The 15,139-nt window shown below is 35.9% G+C and carries 15 protein-coding genes and 1 pseudogene; 8 read left to right on the top strand and 8 right to left on the bottom strand.

The genetic code is table 11. The features are described from left to right. The 3 genes and pseudogenes from ACIR310F_RS27055 to ACIR310F_RS22975 all read left to right on the top strand — a co-directional run. Nucleotides 1-335, top strand: a pseudogene (locus ACIR310F_RS27055) (ATP-binding protein); the annotation flags it as partial. Beyond that, on the top strand, nt 292-1,209 hold the full coding sequence (locus tag ACIR310F_RS0117435; protein WP_035368324.1) for a hypothetical protein: 918 nt from the start codon (nt 292-294) through the stop codon (nt 1,207-1,209). The pseudogene ACIR310F_RS27055 and the gene ACIR310F_RS0117435, both read left to right, overlap by 44 nt. Then, the gene (locus ACIR310F_RS22975; protein ID WP_035368322.1) at nt 1,199-1,381 is read left to right on the top strand and encodes a hypothetical protein; all 183 of its coding nucleotides are present in this window, start codon (nt 1,199-1,201) and stop codon (nt 1,379-1,381) included. Before ACIR310F_RS0117435 ends, ACIR310F_RS22975 begins: the two co-directional genes overlap by 11 nt. Nucleotides 1,382-1,394: 13 nt before the next feature. On the opposite strand, the gene ACIR310F_RS25795 is transcribed toward ACIR310F_RS22975, so the two are convergent. The 4 genes from ACIR310F_RS25795 to glmM form a co-directional block, all read right to left on the bottom strand. Continuing rightward, nucleotides 1,395-1,541: a hypothetical protein gene (locus ACIR310F_RS25795; protein ID WP_155963888.1), complete on the bottom strand. Its 147-nt coding sequence runs from the start codon at nt 1,539-1,541 to the stop codon at nt 1,395-1,397. 33 nt (nt 1,542-1,574) lie between these two features. Then, nucleotides 1,575-1,832 (bottom strand): hypothetical protein, encoded by a 258-nt coding sequence (locus ACIR310F_RS0117420; protein WP_028084928.1) that lies wholly within the window; start codon nt 1,830-1,832, stop codon nt 1,575-1,577. Between the two features lie 175 nt (nt 1,833-2,007). After that, nucleotides 2,008-2,646, bottom strand: coding sequence for a peroxiredoxin (locus ACIR310F_RS0117415; RefSeq protein ID WP_028084927.1), 639 nt, complete (start codon nt 2,644-2,646; stop codon nt 2,008-2,010). 125 nt (nt 2,647-2,771) lie between these two features. After that, nucleotides 2,772-4,220 (bottom strand): phosphoglucosamine mutase, encoded by a 1,449-nt coding sequence (gene glmM / locus ACIR310F_RS0117410; protein ID WP_028084926.1) that lies wholly within the window; start codon nt 4,218-4,220, stop codon nt 2,772-2,774. A gap of 210 nt (nt 4,221-4,430) precedes the next feature. Between glmM and ACIR310F_RS0117405 the strand changes: the two genes are divergently transcribed. From ACIR310F_RS0117405 to ACIR310F_RS22970, 3 genes are all read left to right on the top strand, one after another. Continuing rightward, a complete protein-coding gene (locus ACIR310F_RS0117405) occupies nt 4,431-5,147 on the top strand; it encodes a biliverdin-producing heme oxygenase (RefSeq protein ID WP_028084925.1) in 717 nt (238 codons plus the stop codon). 762 nt (nt 5,148-5,909) lie between these two features. Next, nucleotides 5,910-6,053, top strand: a complete 144-nt coding sequence (locus ACIR310F_RS27050) for a hypothetical protein (RefSeq protein ID WP_231387593.1) — start codon at nt 5,910-5,912, stop codon at nt 6,051-6,053. A 21-nt stretch (nt 6,054-6,074) separates the two neighbouring features. Next, nucleotides 6,075-7,061, top strand: a complete 987-nt coding sequence (locus ACIR310F_RS22970; protein ID WP_051289722.1) for an Hsp70 family protein — start codon at nt 6,075-6,077, stop codon at nt 7,059-7,061. On the opposite strand, the gene ACIR310F_RS0117390 is transcribed toward ACIR310F_RS22970, so the two are convergent. After that, nucleotides 7,026-8,405, bottom strand: coding sequence for a 1-acyl-sn-glycerol-3-phosphate acyltransferase (locus ACIR310F_RS0117390; RefSeq protein WP_414534267.1), 1,380 nt, complete (start codon nt 8,403-8,405; stop codon nt 7,026-7,028). The two genes, ACIR310F_RS22970 and ACIR310F_RS0117390, sit on opposite strands and share 36 nt — an antisense overlap. Before the next feature lie 131 nt (nt 8,406-8,536). Here ACIR310F_RS0117390 and ACIR310F_RS0117385 point away from each other — a divergent pair, with 131 nt between their 5' ends. Continuing rightward, nucleotides 8,537-10,345 carry a proline--tRNA ligase gene (locus ACIR310F_RS0117385; protein WP_028084923.1) on the top strand — a complete coding sequence of 603 codons (1,809 nt, stop codon included), beginning with the start codon at nt 8,537-8,539 and terminating at the stop codon, nt 10,343-10,345. Between the two features lie 365 nt (nt 10,346-10,710). Here the strand turns inward: ACIR310F_RS0117385 and ACIR310F_RS22965 are convergent, their stop codons facing one another. The 3 genes from ACIR310F_RS22965 to ACIR310F_RS0117370 form a co-directional block, all read right to left on the bottom strand. After that, on the bottom strand, nt 10,711-11,736 hold the full coding sequence (locus ACIR310F_RS22965) for a serine/threonine protein kinase (RefSeq protein ID WP_051289720.1): 1,026 nt from the start codon (nt 11,734-11,736) through the stop codon (nt 10,711-10,713). A 37-nt stretch (nt 11,737-11,773) separates the two neighbouring features. Then, nucleotides 11,774-13,183 (bottom strand): ABC transporter substrate-binding protein, encoded by a 1,410-nt coding sequence (locus ACIR310F_RS22960; protein WP_196803232.1) that lies wholly within the window; start codon nt 13,181-13,183, stop codon nt 11,774-11,776. A gap of 82 nt (nt 13,184-13,265) precedes the next feature. After that, nucleotides 13,266-14,582 carry an NB-ARC domain-containing protein gene (locus ACIR310F_RS0117370; protein ID WP_028084922.1) on the bottom strand — a complete coding sequence of 439 codons (1,317 nt, stop codon included), beginning with the start codon at nt 14,580-14,582 and terminating at the stop codon, nt 13,266-13,268. A gap of 164 nt (nt 14,583-14,746) precedes the next feature. On the opposite strand from ACIR310F_RS0117370, the gene ACIR310F_RS25790 reads away from it, so the two are divergent. Next, nucleotides 14,747-14,932, top strand: coding sequence for a hypothetical protein (locus ACIR310F_RS25790; RefSeq protein ID WP_155963886.1), 186 nt, complete (start codon nt 14,747-14,749; stop codon nt 14,930-14,932). Nucleotides 14,933-15,139 lie beyond the last annotated feature (207 nt).

The raw sequence follows: 15,139 nt of genomic DNA, 5'->3' as shown, positions 1-15,139 counted from the left end.
CTATTCTTGTTAATCTTGGTGTGAGAATTTTACTCACAACCCATAGTCCATATATTATGGCACATCTCAATAATTTAGTTAATGGTAATCATGAAAATCCTAAAATATTAAAACGTCAATCTTCATCTTTATATCTTCAAGATGAAAGAGCATTTTTACCTATGGATAAAGTAAGTGCGTATGAAATGAAAGATAATAAATTAGTTTCATTAAATGATCCAGATTATGGCATTAGATGGGATACTTTAAGTGATGTTTCTGTAGATATTCAACAAAAGTTTTTTCAAATTTATGAAGCAGGACAAGAAAAACCAGATGAAGAAACAGAAGAATAGTTCTGCTCAAATTCTCAAGGATAAAAAAGATAAACTCGACTGGCAAAAATTTAATTTTCTAGAAAATCTGCTAGTGTTCTGTACCGTACCAGAAAGAAGTGTTCCTAAAGAAAGTGGTGTACATTTTCGGATAAGTTTAGATTCTCAAAATCAAGCTATATGTATTTTGTTTGAAATAGATAGAAGAAATGATCCTCTTATCAGAAATCAAGCATTAAAGCGTCCAGATTATATGTCTCTTTATATTGATTCTAAATCTTTCATTTGCACTATTATTGAAATGAAAGGTAAGAATCACAACTCTTTAGAAAATGGAATTGAACAAATTTTACAATTGAAAGAAATTTTACAAAATGAAATATCTGATCATTTACCAACTAAATTCAAAATTAAATGTCAAGGAATTTTATTAACTCCCTACAATTCACAAATTCCATTTAAAAAAATAGCGGAGTTAGCTGCAAATGGTTTTATTATTTTACCTATTCAATATGATCATAAAGCTGAATTATATCCTTATGTTTCCAAGCTAAATAAGATAACAGATAAATATAATCATCAAGAAATTACTGAATCAATGGCTTTATTGATTGAAGAGATTTTAACAAAAAAAGCATTACCAAAACGTATAGAAGATGACTATTATTCCAGAAATTTTGTAATTAAGAGGGATAGAAAAGGGATTTATATTAATTATTTATTACCAGATGAAACAGATTATATAACTTTATTATCGAATACGAAATTTACCGAAGTTAATATAGAAGAAAATGAATACATGAAAGAGATCATAAAAGAATTAAAGTTACTCAACTTAATAGATAGATTAGCAATAAAGTTTTCAAATACCCAAATATCAAATTATGACAACTAACATAGGTAGTAATCAAAGCTTTAAAACACTATTACAAAGATTAGGAACAGCTTCCGAAAATCAAATTAAATCAGTTTTAGCTGAACGGGAAGTAGTACAACCAGAAGCAGAATTAACTCCTGAAATTCTTACTTCTCTTCAACAAAAAATAGGTAATAACGTTTCTTTGTGAAACCGTGTATATCTTACTTAATATTTACCCTCTTTTTAACTAATTCACAAAGTTGTTGAAAATCATTAGGCTGTTCACAAAGTGGCTTTCTTAATAAATCCTTGACAACAGCATTTGTTGCATCTTTACCAGTTATTCTCTTCCCGTTTCTATCTTCCACCCTAAAATATTCATTAACAACAGTAGCTAGTAGTTATTTAACTCCCATTAAATTTATCCAATTACCACACCCAAGTTCTAAATTTTCGCTCCCTCCATAAAATTCAGTAAGAATCGTATTTAGTTTTTCCTCAAGATTTTCTATATTAGTGTATTGACATAAATCTGCTTGACGTTGCAAAAACTCTGGTATTTTGGTGGTTAAGTTTCTAATTGCATCTTCTTTGTTTTTAAAATCATTAACTTCCTCAAAATTCTTAATCCACTTTTTTTTAAATTCCTCCCTACTCAAATACAGGGGTTTCCGCTCTTATGAGGTACATCTTAAGCCCCCTCCTCGCTTGCGGGGAGGGGGTTGGGGGTGGGGTTCTTGTACCTCATAACATCGGGAAGTGCTGTAAGTAACGGTGGGTTACACCGTTGCTAACCCACCCTACAATAGAAAGAATATTTGCTGTTATGAAAACTTACTTGTTAGGTTGAGGAGTCATCCGCAAATAAGGTTTAATTTCTTGATAGCCTTTGGGAAACTTTTCCTTGAGGACTTCAGGATCTTTCAAAGATGGTACAATCACCACATCTTCACCGTCTTTCCAGTCTGCGGGGGTAGCAACACTGTAATTATCAGTTAATTGCAAAGAATCAATGACGCGCAAAATTTCATCAAAATTGCGTCCCGTGCTGGGAGGATAGGTAAAAGAAAGACGGAGTTTTTTATTGTTATCAATCACAAACACAGAACGGACTGTAACAGTAGCCGCTGCGTTAGGGTGAATCATATCATAAAGTTCGGAAACTTTACGATCTGGGTCTGCCAAAATTGGGTAATTCAGGGTGGTGCTTTGGGTTTCTTCAATATCTCCCACCCAACCCTTGTGAGATTCTACATCATCAACGCTCAACGCGATCGCTTTCACATTGCGTTTGTCAAATTCTGGTTTGAGTTTCGCAACAGTTCCTAGTTCGGTGGTGCAAACTGGTGTAAAGTCAGCAGGATGAGAAAATAGCACTACCCAACTATCACCAGCCCACGCGTAAAAGTCAATTTCCCCATGGGTAGAGGCTTGAGTAAAGTTAGGTACTGTATCACCAAGACGAAGAGTCATAGAAGATTCCCTGTGTTCTCAAAAGATATCTAAATTATACCGTGACAGTATAACACAAAAGACCGATTATCCTATCGGTATGTCGTGGTTTGTAACAAAATTTTAAGTTTGTTGTTTCTGAACTTTTAAGCCAGGTGTTGTTGGACTTGGGAAACTAATTCATTTGTCCAATGGTTAACAAGTTCAGCATTAGCGGCTTCTACCATGACTCTAATTACGGGTTCTGTCCCAGAGGCACGGACGAGGACTCTACCATTATCACCCATGGCGGCTTCGGCTTTTGCGATCGCTTGTTGTATGGGTTGACAATTTTCCCATCCTAGTCGCCGTTCACGATCTAATACTCGCACATTTCGTAATATTTGGGGATAGGTTTGGAAACTTTGATCTACCATTTCTGCTAAGGACTTATTCGCTTCTTTCACCACCGCTGCAATATGTAGCGCTGTTAATAAGCCATCTCCAGTCATAGCATAATGACTACAAACAATGTGACCTGATTGTTCTCCTCCTAACATTCCTCCAGTTTTCCGCATTTCCGCTTGAACGTATTGATCACCTACTGCGGTGCGAATTAATTTACCCCCTATCTGTTGCCAAGCTCTTTCAAAGCCCAAATTGGCCATGACCGTGGAAATTATCAGGTTATCTGGTAGTTGTTGCTTTTGTTGTAAATGACGACCCCAAAGGTAAAGAATATAATCACCATTCACTGATCTGCCCGTATTATCCACAGCTAAAACCCGATCTGCATCGCCATCAAAAGCAAAGCCTAAATCCGCTTGATGGGCTTTAACAGCGGCTTGGAGAATATCTAGGTGAGTAGAACCACAATTAACATTAATGCGATCGCCATTTGCTTCATTATGTAAACAAATTACCTCCGCACCCATTTCCGTAAATACCGCTGGTGCTAAACCTACCGCCGCCCCCCAAGCTAAATCTAAAACAATCTTCATCCCTTGCAGATTCGGTCCCGACTGTAAAGGTGCTTGTATAGCTTGACTATAATCCTTGATTAACTCCGCACGGTAATAATGTCTACCGCAATTATTTATACTAAAATCCAGGGATAATTTACCACGTAATCCCGCCTCAATTTCCATTTGTACCGCTTGGGGTAACTTACCACCATCTGCATTAAATATTTTAATTCCATTGTCTTCTGGTGGATTGTGGCTGGCGGAAATCATGATTCCACCAATGGCGTTAGTGGTGCTGGCCAGATAGGCTACACAAGGGGTAGGACATAATCCCAAATACCACACTTCTAACCCCGCTGCGGTTAAGCCAGCACTCAAGGCCATGGCTAACATATCACTGGAGTTACGGGAGTCCTGTCCCAGAATAATCGGTCCTGGATAGGTAGCATGACTACTTAAAACCATACCCGCCCAAAAACCCACTTGTAAAGCTAAGGGCGCGTTTAGTAGTTCTCCCACCTGACCACGAATACCATCTGTACCGAATAAAGCATTAGCTGGTAACGGTATGGAATTTAACATCCAACTATTTTCCACCTTTGTCACCAATTCGGAAATACAGCCTTGAGTCTGAACCATTGATGAAACCATAAGTTTAAGAACCCCAGATAATTACACAGGAGAATAGCATTTTTTTTGATCATTCTCGACCCTGGTGAAACAAGATGTCGTTTCCTTGCTTAATGATTTTTAATATAAATTCTCATCAAATAGTTCTAATCTAACCTTTTAATGGGATTTTTTGACCCTTATGTTCAGAAAACTCCAGAAGTTAATTTTTTTACAGTTGAGAATTTTAATATGAGCAGCAATTTAGCAAGCAAATTACGTGTAGGGACAAAGAAAGCACATACCATGGCAGAAAATGTGGGTTTTGTCAAGTGTTTTTTGAAAGGAGTTGTGGAAAAAAACTCCTACCGCAAGTTGGTTGCTAACTTTTACTTTATTTACTCAGCCATGGAAGAGGAGATGGAAAAACACAAACATCACCCAGTGTTGAGTAAAATTTACTTTCCCCAACTTAACCGTAAGCACACCTTAGAACAGGATTTAACTTACTACTATGGCAAACTTTGGCGGGAACAAATTAAATTGTCCCCTGCGGGTGCGGCCTATGTCAACCGTATTCGGGAAATTTCTGCTACCGAACCAGAATTATTAATTGCTCATTCCTATACCCGTTATTTAGGTGATTTATCGGGGGGACAAATTCTCAAGGGTATTGCTCAAACTGCGATGAAATTGGGTGAAGGGGAAGGGACAGCCTTTTATGAATTTGCAGATATTAGCGACGAAAAGGCATTTAAAGCGGAATATCGGCGAAATTTGGATGCTATGCCCATTGATGATACCACAGGCGATCGCATTGTAGAAGAAGCAAATGCCGCCTTTGGTGTGAACATGAAGATGTTCCAAGAATTGGAAGGTAATTTGATTAAAGCCATTGGGATCATGGTTTACAACACCTTAACCCGAAAACGCACAAAAGGTAGCACTGAATTGGTAACTGCTGAGTAATGAGTTAAGAAATATTAACTTTTCTCAACTCATCTCAACTCATCTCAACTCATCTCAACTTAAAATATAGGGCGAAAATTTTAGCGGTGCGGAAATTTAACAAGTAATTATTGATGGTATGCACCGCGCTTTTGATAGTTTAATCGCCGGAAATAGGAGGGATTTTAATACAGAAGATATTTTAGCGACGGTATCGGAAACAGAAAATTAAAGATTTAGAAATTCAATGTCAACGACTCAGGGAGGAATTAAAACAACAATCTCAACAATGTTTGTCTATTTACAGCTTTAGATAATCTAATTACCAATTGGGGTTATACTGTTATTGGGGAAACTTGGGAACAGGTTAATTATAATCCCCAATTACATCAAGCTGATAGTGATGACATTCAAGAGAGGGAATTAGTCTATATCCGTTTTATTGGTTATCAGGATGGTGATAAAGTTCTCTATCCTGCAAAAGTTAGTCGCACTTTACCAGCAGGATTTAATAATAATTAAATGATAATATCGTAGGTTGGGTTAAGCAAAGCGCAACCCAACAATTATTTATTTGATCTCGCGCAAAGAATTTATTAATTGTGTTATACCCAACATACTATTAATTACAGCGGTTTCCGATCTGATGAAGTACAAAGTTGAATCATGAAACTCTTGTGGTGCGGGCATCTTGCCCGCTAAATATGTATCTCATAACACCGGGAAGTGCTGTATCTATTTGTTTTGTTGGGTTTCGTTCCTTAACCCAACCTACTATTAATTATGACAACTGTTTCAATTGATTTTGGTACAAGTAATACTGTAATCAGTATCTTAGAGGCTGATACTCAACAACCTAAAAGTTTACGTTTTCCTAATTTATCCCGTTTGTTTTTGGGTGTCAATCCTCATGGTGAAAGAGTATAATTTCCAGTTATTCCTAGTTTAATGTTTATTAAACCAGGTAATAATATTATATTAGGTGAAGGTGTGAGAAGTCAAAGATTAGGACTTTCTCAAAGTTATCCTCCTGAACGGTTATTTAAAAAGTTTAAACGTGATTTAGCTGGAGATTATCAACCACCAGCGATCCAAATTGATGGTATAAATTATAATTCTGTCTCTATTTCTGAGTTATTTATCCAAACTATTTGGACGGAACTAAAAAAGCAGAAAATCGAACCTAGTCATTTAATTTTTACTGTTCCCGTTGGTGCTTTTGAACGTTATTTAGATTGGTTTCGAGATTTAGGAAAAAAGTTAAATGTTCCAAAGGTATCTATCGTTGATGAATCTACTGCTGCGGCTTTAGGATATGCTATAAAACACCCTGGTAAGTTAATTTTAGTAGTAGATTTTGGTGGGGAAACTCTCGATTTAAGTTTAGTTAAAACTGTAACTAATTCTGATGCAAATAATAGTCTACGCGCTGAGGTTTTAGCTAAGTCGGAAGCATACATAGGTGGGGAAGATATTGATGTTTGGATAGTTGATGATTATTTACGTTCTCAAAATTTAACAGCGGAACAAGTAGGAAAAATTGGTTATCAGAATTTATTAGAAATTGCTGAACGGTTAAAGATTCAATTATCAAAAAATCAATCTGTGGCTGAAAGTTGGTTTGATGATGAATCTTTTATGTCCTATGAGTTAAAAATTAATCGTGAAAAATTAGAGGAAATTTTAGAATATAGACAGTTTTTACAACAGTTACGAAATACCTTAGATGAGGTTTTAGCTTCTGCTTTGCGAAAGGGTATTAGTAAAAATGATATTGAACAGGTTTTATTGGTGGGAGGAAGTTGTTTAATTCCCGCAGTTCAACAACTAATTATATCTTATTTTGGTAAAGCTAAGGTAAAACTAAATAAACCTTTTGATGCTGTCTCTCATGGTGCATTAGCAATAACACAAACCCTCCAAAACTTGTTGTAAATCACTCGTCAACTCAGCTACACATTGTTTAGCAGCAACTCGACTACTTTTATAAACAGGATAACGTTCAGAAACAGAAATTGGTTCACCCACAGTTATCTTCACTTGCTGCTTACCCAATTGGGGACGATTTAAGGTCATATTTCCCTTAATTTTATTAACCATATCCCATAAAAGTAAAGTCATTTCTGCGAATCTTTCCACCGTTGGTTTTTCGCGGATATAAGTTCCAGAAACAGCTACAAAACTCTCAACTAATCTCATGTGCCACATCCGAAAATTTGCTTCTTCAGCAATTCTATCTCCTAAATTTTTCTCAATGGTTGATAATAATTTAATATCCTTAAAATCTTCCCTAAATATGTAATTCCAACCGGCTTGTTCTACCCGTCTACATCTATCATTCCAATTACCTCTAGATGGTAAATCAAAATACTGTTCCGCAATAAATAAAGCAATATTCATCACAGATTGTAAGCGATAAGCTAAAGCCTCATTTCTATCTGTAATTTCCCCATTGGTAATTTTTTCATCTGGTAATTTTTGATGATAGAACTTAGTGTAAAATTGCTCCATTATCCCTAACAAATGTTCAGCTAAACTTAATAATCGGGGATAAAGTACAGTAAAAGAAGTGTCTGTTTTTTCCTGATTTATCAATAAACCACTGGCTGCTTCTAATTCAGTTAATAAATTTGCTATATTATCCCAAGGCTCATTCACATAACTATATTTAATCCCCATTGGTAAAATTAAAACTTCCTCTTCTCTTCCGGCTTTTTGTAAATCCTCTACACACCAAAAACCCATCTGGGCTATACCCGGTTCTAAAGGACTAATAATCTCTGATAAACCATTTGTAGCACCTTCCGGCGCAGCAGCCATGGGAAACCGACCATGAATATACAAATCTCGCGCAGAACGCAAACCAGTCCAGTCAGCTTTACCACGTTGAATGGGAGTTCCCCCCAAATGGGAAATAACCCAACCTACATGATCTCCTGCCCAGAGGGGAATGCCCCGATCATAGATAAAATGAGCATGAGGTGGATATTGTAGCTGTATACCCCCAACTCGTGCTACTTTAGGCAAGATTTGGGACAGTAAATAAGTTAAACAAAGCGGGTCTGCTGTTTGCGGATGACGAAATGCTAACATAAACCGGATTTTACCATCCTGAAATCGTTGATAGCAATTGGCTAAAGTTTCAACGTTGTTTGCTTCAATGTTGCTAATGGGTGTTTTCCACTGCATCCAGTTAGGTAAAACTAAATGTACCAATTTTAACAATAAAGGGTTAAAAGCTGGCGGGATAAATTCTAAAGGTGGTTGGGCTTGATACATTTTATTGGTAATAGGTAATGGGTAATAGGTAATAGATAAACATTTTCTGCACCCTGTTCCCTATTTTCTTCTGACGTGGAAACATTTTAAACCTACGCGATTTGAAAAGTTAGTAAGTAAAGGAAAAAACAATGCGATTATCACAAATGTTATTTGTTACACTAAGAGATGATCCGGCTGATGCGGAAATCCCTAGCCATAAACTACTACTCCGTGCTGGTTATATCCGTCGCATTGGTAGTGGGATTTATGCTTATCTTCCCCTAATGTGGCGAGTTTTGCAAAAGGTTTCTCAAATTGTGCGCGAAGAAATGAATGCTACTGGCGCACAAGAATGTTTATTACCCCAATTACAACCTGCGGAATTATGGCAAGAGTCGGGAAGATGGGATACTTATACTAAGGCTGAAGGAATTATGTTTTCTCTTGTGGATAGAAGGGAACAACAATTAGGACTAGGACCAACTCATGAGGAAGTAATTACTACTGTTGCCCGTGATATGATTCGTTCATATCGTCAATTACCTCTGCATTTGTATCAAATCCAAACTAAATTTCGTGATGAAATTCGTCCCCGTTTTGGTTTAATGCGCGGACGAGAATTTATCATGAAAGATGGTTATTCTTTCCATGCTGATGAGGAAAGTTTGCAGAAAATTTACCGGGAAATGTATACTGCTTATAGTAATATGTTGCGGCGTTCTGGTTTAGCTTTTCGGGCTGTGGAAGCTGATTCTGGGGCTATTGGTGGTTCTGGTTCGACGGAGTTTATGGTGTTAGCAGATGCAGGAGAAGATGAGGTTTTATATACTGAAGATGGTAAATATGCAGCCAATGTTGAAAAAGCAGTTTCTTTACCAGTAGCAGCGGAAATTTCACCTTTTACAACTTACGAAAAACGGGAAACTCCGGGAACTGATAGCATTGAAAAACTTTGTAGTTTCTTAAAATGTTCTCCTACCCAAGTCGTCAAAAACGTTTTATATCAAACTGTTTATGATAATGGTTTAACGGTTTTGGTGTTGATTAGTATTCGTGGAGATCAGGAAATTAATGAAGTTAAATTACAAAATGAATTAACTAAATTAGCTCCTAAATTTGGTGCTAAAACTATCCTAACTTTAACTGTACCAAATGTTGAAGCTCAAGCAACATGGCAAGCTAAATCTTTACCTTTAGGTTATATCGCACCAGATCTTAGTGATGATTATATTGCGGTTAATAAACAGGTAAATTCTCAGTTTGTCCGGTTGGTAGATAAAACTGCTGTGGAGTTAAAGAACTTTGTCACTGGTGCTAATATCAGCTGTTTTCACGTGGTTGGCGCAAATTGGGGCGAGCAATTTAAATTACCTACAATAACCGTAGATGTTCGTAAGGCTAAATTAGGCGATCGCTCTGTGCATGACCCAAACCAAAGCCTACAAACAGCTAGGGGTATCGAAGCTGGTCACATTTTCCAACTCGGTACAAAATACTCTCAAGCGATGGGTGCAACTTATACCAATGAACAAGGGGAAGAAAAGCCTTTAGTTATGGGTTGTTATGGTGTAGGTGTGTCAAGATTAGCACAATCAGCGGTAGAACAATCTTATGATAAAGATGGCATAATTTGGCCAATAGCGATCGCCCCCTATCACGCCATTATCACAATTCCTAACATTAAAGATGTTCAACAAATCGCCGTTGCTGAAAAACTTTACACAGAACTTAATAAAGCAGGAGTAGAAACCTTATTAGATGATAGAGATGAACGAGCAGGTGTTAAATTCAAAGATGCGGATTTAATTGGTATTCCCTTCAGAATTGTCACCGGTCGCGCCATTACAAATGGTAAAGTCGAAATAGTCAAACGCGCAACTCGTGAATCTCAAGAAATAGCCATTGAAGAAGTCGTTAATACATTACAACAATGGATTAATGACGCAATAGCAAGTTAAAATTCAAACCTTGTGGGGTGGGCATCCTGCCCGCCCATGAAGTGCGGAAAATCAGTTGAAACACAATCAAAAGGCTAATTTTGGACTGCATAATTTATTTTTTAATGACTAAGTAGGTTGGCGTTAAAAATTGTCGTTATGACAAGGGAACTCTTAACTCGGAACTCTTAACTGGGAACAGGTTTTGGGCAACTTTACTTTTCGTTACATACAGTAAGTTCAGCTTGAGTGAGGTACACCTTGTGCGGGCAAGATGCCCGCACCACAAGAGTTTTATTATTAATATCTGTACTTCATAATATCGGAAACTGCTGTATAACTTAGGGAGATCAAGCAAGGGATAAAAATTGTTAGCGGGATGCTATTTAAAAGAGATATTTAATCAAAGGTGTAACCAAAAAACCACCAATCCCACAGATAACAACGAGGAATAAAACTTTCCATCCTACAGTTAATGTAACTCCCATAGCTAGTAAAGTCAAAAAAACGAAATTGAGAGTAAAGCTTAAAAAAACAATTGGCGGGGGAAATGACTTTTGATCTTCAAGTTTTTTGATTAACCACAAAATTTCTTGGGTATTTTTAGGTCTGTTTTTGGGGTTATACTCCATTAAATCATCAATGAGATTTTTGAATTGTTCTGAAAATTCTGGTGCTTGATCTCGCCATAATAACACTTCATTCCCAGATAGTAAATCTGGTTTTAAGTTTTCATTATCAGGAAAAATTGCTGTTAGCAAGTGAACAAAAGTACGACCCAAAGAAAAAAAATCAGATGTATAGTTTAATTCCCATCCTGATTGTTGTCGTTCTTGTTCTGGTGAAGAATAGCCTGGTGTTCCAATTATTGTATTGGCTATAGTTTGTCTTTGAGTTTTTTGGATATATTCTTTAACAATGCCAAAGTCAATCAAGACTAATTGACCATTAGGTTTTAACATGATGTTATCTGGTTTAATATCTCGATGCACATAATTCTGACTATGAACATGATCTAAGATATCAATCAATTGTTTTAACCAATCAATAGCTTGTGTTTCATTAGCAATTTTTTGATTTGATCTCAACCATTTACCCAAATCCTGCCCCTCGATTTTCTCCATGACTAAACCATGTAAAATTTCTTGAGTGTGAGGACATGAAAATCTCAGATATCCATCAATTTCTACCTTGGGGATTCCGGGATGATTTAAATTGCTTAATACCCTATATTCCTGTTCAAACAGTTTGAGGATGTTGGGATTACCGGAGTAATCCAAATTTAAAATCTTGATGACTTTATGATCACCATTCACACAATCATCTGCTTCAAATGTCTTAGCAAAACCCCCATCTCCTAGTTCTTGAATAATATAATAACGACCGCTGATAAAATCTCCTGGCTCAATCATAGTTTTTGTCTCTCGTTTATTTTAATAGTTTATCATTTTATAGACAATCTATAGCTTTCTTATAGTTAATCGGCACAAAAACAGCCCCATAGGTCGAACATTCAGTAGGGAGAACACGGAGTATTTGGGAAATGTTTTCTTTCCTATCTCCATTCTCATCAAAAGAAATAGTTCCTGAAGCTCCTCCCGTCACTTTTAAGGTAGTTAATTGCTCCCGTATATCCAATCGTTGTTTTTGCAAAGGATCTTTTATAGACACTTTTTCTAGAGCCTTTGTTAACACCAAGGTAGCATCATGGGACATTGCGGTTTGATCATTTATAGAACTTGTTCCCCAAACTTCTTTAGCTGTGCGGATCACTTCCTGATTAGGACTGGTTAAACGATGCCAATGAGTGATGATCAAAAGGTTTTTAACAATATTTTTTCGATTGAGTATTTGAGTATCATAGAGAACCGATTGACCTCCCATTGGTAATTGATCTTGATTAACATCAATTAAGCTTAAAGTGTTTTTAATACTGTTAGAATTTACCCGACCATCAGGAATGAGAACAAGTGCCTTAGCTCCTTGTTTCTTCACCTCATTTAAGGTATTATTAGCAATAAAGTTAGAGATAGATACATCTCTTTCAATGATCTTATTTGCACCCAATTGATTACGAAATTCCTCAAAAGCAGATTTACTATACGTGCTAGTTGGTGTGTAAAAAATAGCTACTTTTTCTCTACTATTTAATTGGAATAATTGCAATTTCTCAATTAACATAGGAATCTGAATCTTAACACTAGGAACAGTCCGAAAGAAGAAATTTTTTGGATATTTATTACCATCTAAAATAGTTTCACGTAAAGCTGTAGCAGATGAAGAAATAACAACAACTTCCTGGTGTTGATAAACAGGTAAAGCTTTTTGAGTGAGTTCGGATGTATAATGTCCCATAACTGCCACTATGTCATCTTTAGAAATCAGACGTTGAGCTAAGTCATTAACTGTTTTAGGATCATTTGCATCATTAGCAATAACAATTTTCAGACCTGGGTAATTAGTATTTTGGTTAAAATCTTCTTGAACTTTGGCCACACCTCTTAAAATAGATTCTGCGACATCTCGAGCATCCTGATTAATAGGAATAACAACAGCGATAGTGTAACTTTTTCTACCTTTCTGCATCAATTTGGCATTATTCAGGTATATCAAAGTTTCCGGGTTATTTTGATCTTTTTTTCTCTCATTACTAAAAAAATCAACAGCTTGTTGATATTTACCTTCTAAAAAAAATGGGAATTTTTCTTGCGTGAAAAGACTTTCTTCTCCACAGGATAAATTATCATTTAATTCAAAATTTTTGCACCAAGTTGGAGTAATATCTAATATCTCTACTATCTGTTGAATAAATTTCGGGTTAATAATCCAATATCCCCAAGCAACAAAACTGATGAGCAAAGTTAACGATAATCCTCTGATCAAGATTGAGCCTTTACGAATTTTTATGCGGAAATTTCTCATTTTCATTTAAGTTAGCGTTTTATTGATAACGTCTTTTTATATATTTTTTAATTAAAGGATTTAGCACCCAAAGGGCTTCAGATTCTTGTATTTCCCCCTTTTCAATTAAACGAATTTGCCATAGCTTATTGACAGCTTGAATAATTTCTGCTTGAGGAATAGAAGGAAAATATTTAAATATTTGATGCGTTAATTTCGGTTCTGGTTCAGCAGCTAACTTTTTGATAATATTTCTTTCTAAATTTAACAAGTAGGAAAATTGTTTATCTAATATACCAAGCATGGCATCGTGCATAAAAATTGTTCCCTCTAGGAATTTAGGAATTTGACCATTATGGATATTTTTGATAATTTCAGCGGCCAAATTCAAAGCTAATGGATGTCCTTGACAGCATTTAATCAGTGCTTCAATTCCGGGGTCAAAAAGTCCTAAGTTTGCTAATAGAGCTTTGGCTTCTTGATTTTTTAATCCAGATAATGACAACTCATTAATATTTTTTCTGCTCTGAAGTAAATCCATGATACTAGGTTTGTGTATACTAATAAAAATTAAGCAGCTTTTATGTTTTGATTCCCCAATTCTTGACAAAAATTTTTCATAATTAGAGTAATTTTCTTGCTGTTGTGCTGATGCTTCACCATTTGCTGTTACTGCTTCCCATTTATCAAAAATTAGCAAGCAACGATGCTGATTTAAGTGAGTAATTAGATGGTTAATTCTATTATTTGTTCTCGTTTCTGGACTTTTGAATGAGAAATAAAGTTCTATCTCAGTTAAGATCTCTTCCAAATCTGGGGAATATTCAAGACTCTTCCAAAGAACATAATCAAAATGTCTGTAAATATTTTCAACTAACTCTCTTACCAGTGCGGTTTTACCAATCTTACCCATCCCCAAAACCCCCACCACACGACAGTTTTCTGTGACTATCAATCTTTGTAAATCACTCAGTTCTTGGGAACGTCCATAGAAATCACCGAAGTCTGGTGCTTCATGCAAATTTATGTGTGATCTGTGTGGTATTTTTGAAAAATAGTTATTTTTTTCTACTATAATTTCTTGCTGATTTTGTTGTAAAAGTTGTGTTAAAACTAACTTGCAATTCTTTTTATTAATCTCTGTTTCTGTCACTTCCCGCAAGCGTTTGAATAATTTGGGAGCTTTTATATTCGCTATGGTACTTAATTCATAATTCGGAATATCATCACTCATTTTGCTGTAAGATTTTCCTGCTAAAGAATATTTTAAAATTGCTTCTTCACAAGGATCTAAATTTAAATCTATTCCTTTTAAGCGTTGCACCCAATCTTTTAACAGTATAACAAGTTCATCCATAGTCCAGTTCTCCCTCCACAGAATATTCTGGATTGTATCTTAATTTGCATTAATTTTATTAACTTTATTAACTTTATTAAGTTTATCACTTAAGTAACTTAGTGATGACAATCAAATGGCCGTCATAGATACTTTGTTATATCAGGACAAAAAAAGAGGTTGCTATGGTTTACCAACAGTTAATGACTAATTTTGATGATCGAAGAATCTCAGCTTCCCCAGTTGCGAAGGTCAATAGAGAAGATGATACTTTCGGATTTATACAAGCACGACCACGATTATCACACAGAATTTCCTCCTTTCTTACTAATCACACAGGGGATGATGATCCTATTGTCCCACCTAGTTAGATCAGACATTTGCGAATAGACCGGGAATCAATTCCCAGTCTATTAACCGTCAGAACCTTCTACCACTTCTCATAAAATCCGTAACATCCAGTCAGCGGAATTACCATCATGGTAATTTCATTACCTGATTTCCTGGAGACTACTTTGCAAAAATCCCTCAAGCAACTATACCTCATGTCGGAATTTATGGAAAATTCCCGAAAATTC

Origin of the sequence: Dolichospermum circinale AWQC310F (assembly GCF_000426925.1) — a bacterium.
GTDB lineage: Bacteria > Cyanobacteriota > Cyanobacteriia > Cyanobacteriales > Nostocaceae > Dolichospermum > Dolichospermum circinale.
This window is presented reverse-complemented; position numbering and strand designations above follow the sequence as displayed.

Bases quoted from the DNA above. Each gene is read 5' to 3' on its own strand.
- ACIR310F_RS0117435 (WP_035368324.1), top strand. From the start codon at position 292: ATGAAGCAGGACAAGAAAAACCAGATGAAGAAACAGAAGAATAGTTCT.
- ACIR310F_RS22975 (WP_035368322.1), top strand. From the start codon at position 1,199: ATGACAACTAACATAGGTAGTAATCAAAGCTTTAAAACACTATTACAA.
- ACIR310F_RS0117415 (WP_028084927.1), bottom strand. From the start codon at position 2,646: ATGACTCTTCGTCTTGGTGATACAGTACCTAACTTTACTCAAGCCTCT.
- glmM (WP_028084926.1), bottom strand. From the start codon at position 4,220: ATGGTTTCATCAATGGTTCAGACTCAAGGCTGTATTTCCGAATTGGTG.
- ACIR310F_RS0117405 (WP_028084925.1), top strand. From the start codon at position 4,431: ATGAGCAGCAATTTAGCAAGCAAATTACGTGTAGGGACAAAGAAAGCA.
- ACIR310F_RS27050 (WP_231387593.1), top strand. From the start codon at position 5,910: ATGACAACTGTTTCAATTGATTTTGGTACAAGTAATACTGTAATCAGT.
- ACIR310F_RS22970 (WP_051289722.1), top strand. From the start codon at position 6,075: ATGTTTATTAAACCAGGTAATAATATTATATTAGGTGAAGGTGTGAGA.
- ACIR310F_RS0117390 (WP_414534267.1), bottom strand. From the start codon at position 8,405: ATGTATCAAGCCCAACCACCTTTAGAATTTATCCCGCCAGCTTTTAAC.
- ACIR310F_RS0117385 (WP_028084923.1), top strand. From the start codon at position 8,537: ATGCGATTATCACAAATGTTATTTGTTACACTAAGAGATGATCCGGCT.
- ACIR310F_RS22965 (WP_051289720.1), bottom strand. From the start codon at position 11,736: ATGATTGAGCCAGGAGATTTTATCAGCGGTCGTTATTATATTATTCAA.
- ACIR310F_RS0117370 (WP_028084922.1), bottom strand. From the start codon at position 14,582: ATGGATGAACTTGTTATACTGTTAAAAGATTGGGTGCAACGCTTAAAA.
- ACIR310F_RS25790 (WP_155963886.1), top strand. From the start codon at position 14,747: ATGGTTTACCAACAGTTAATGACTAATTTTGATGATCGAAGAATCTCA.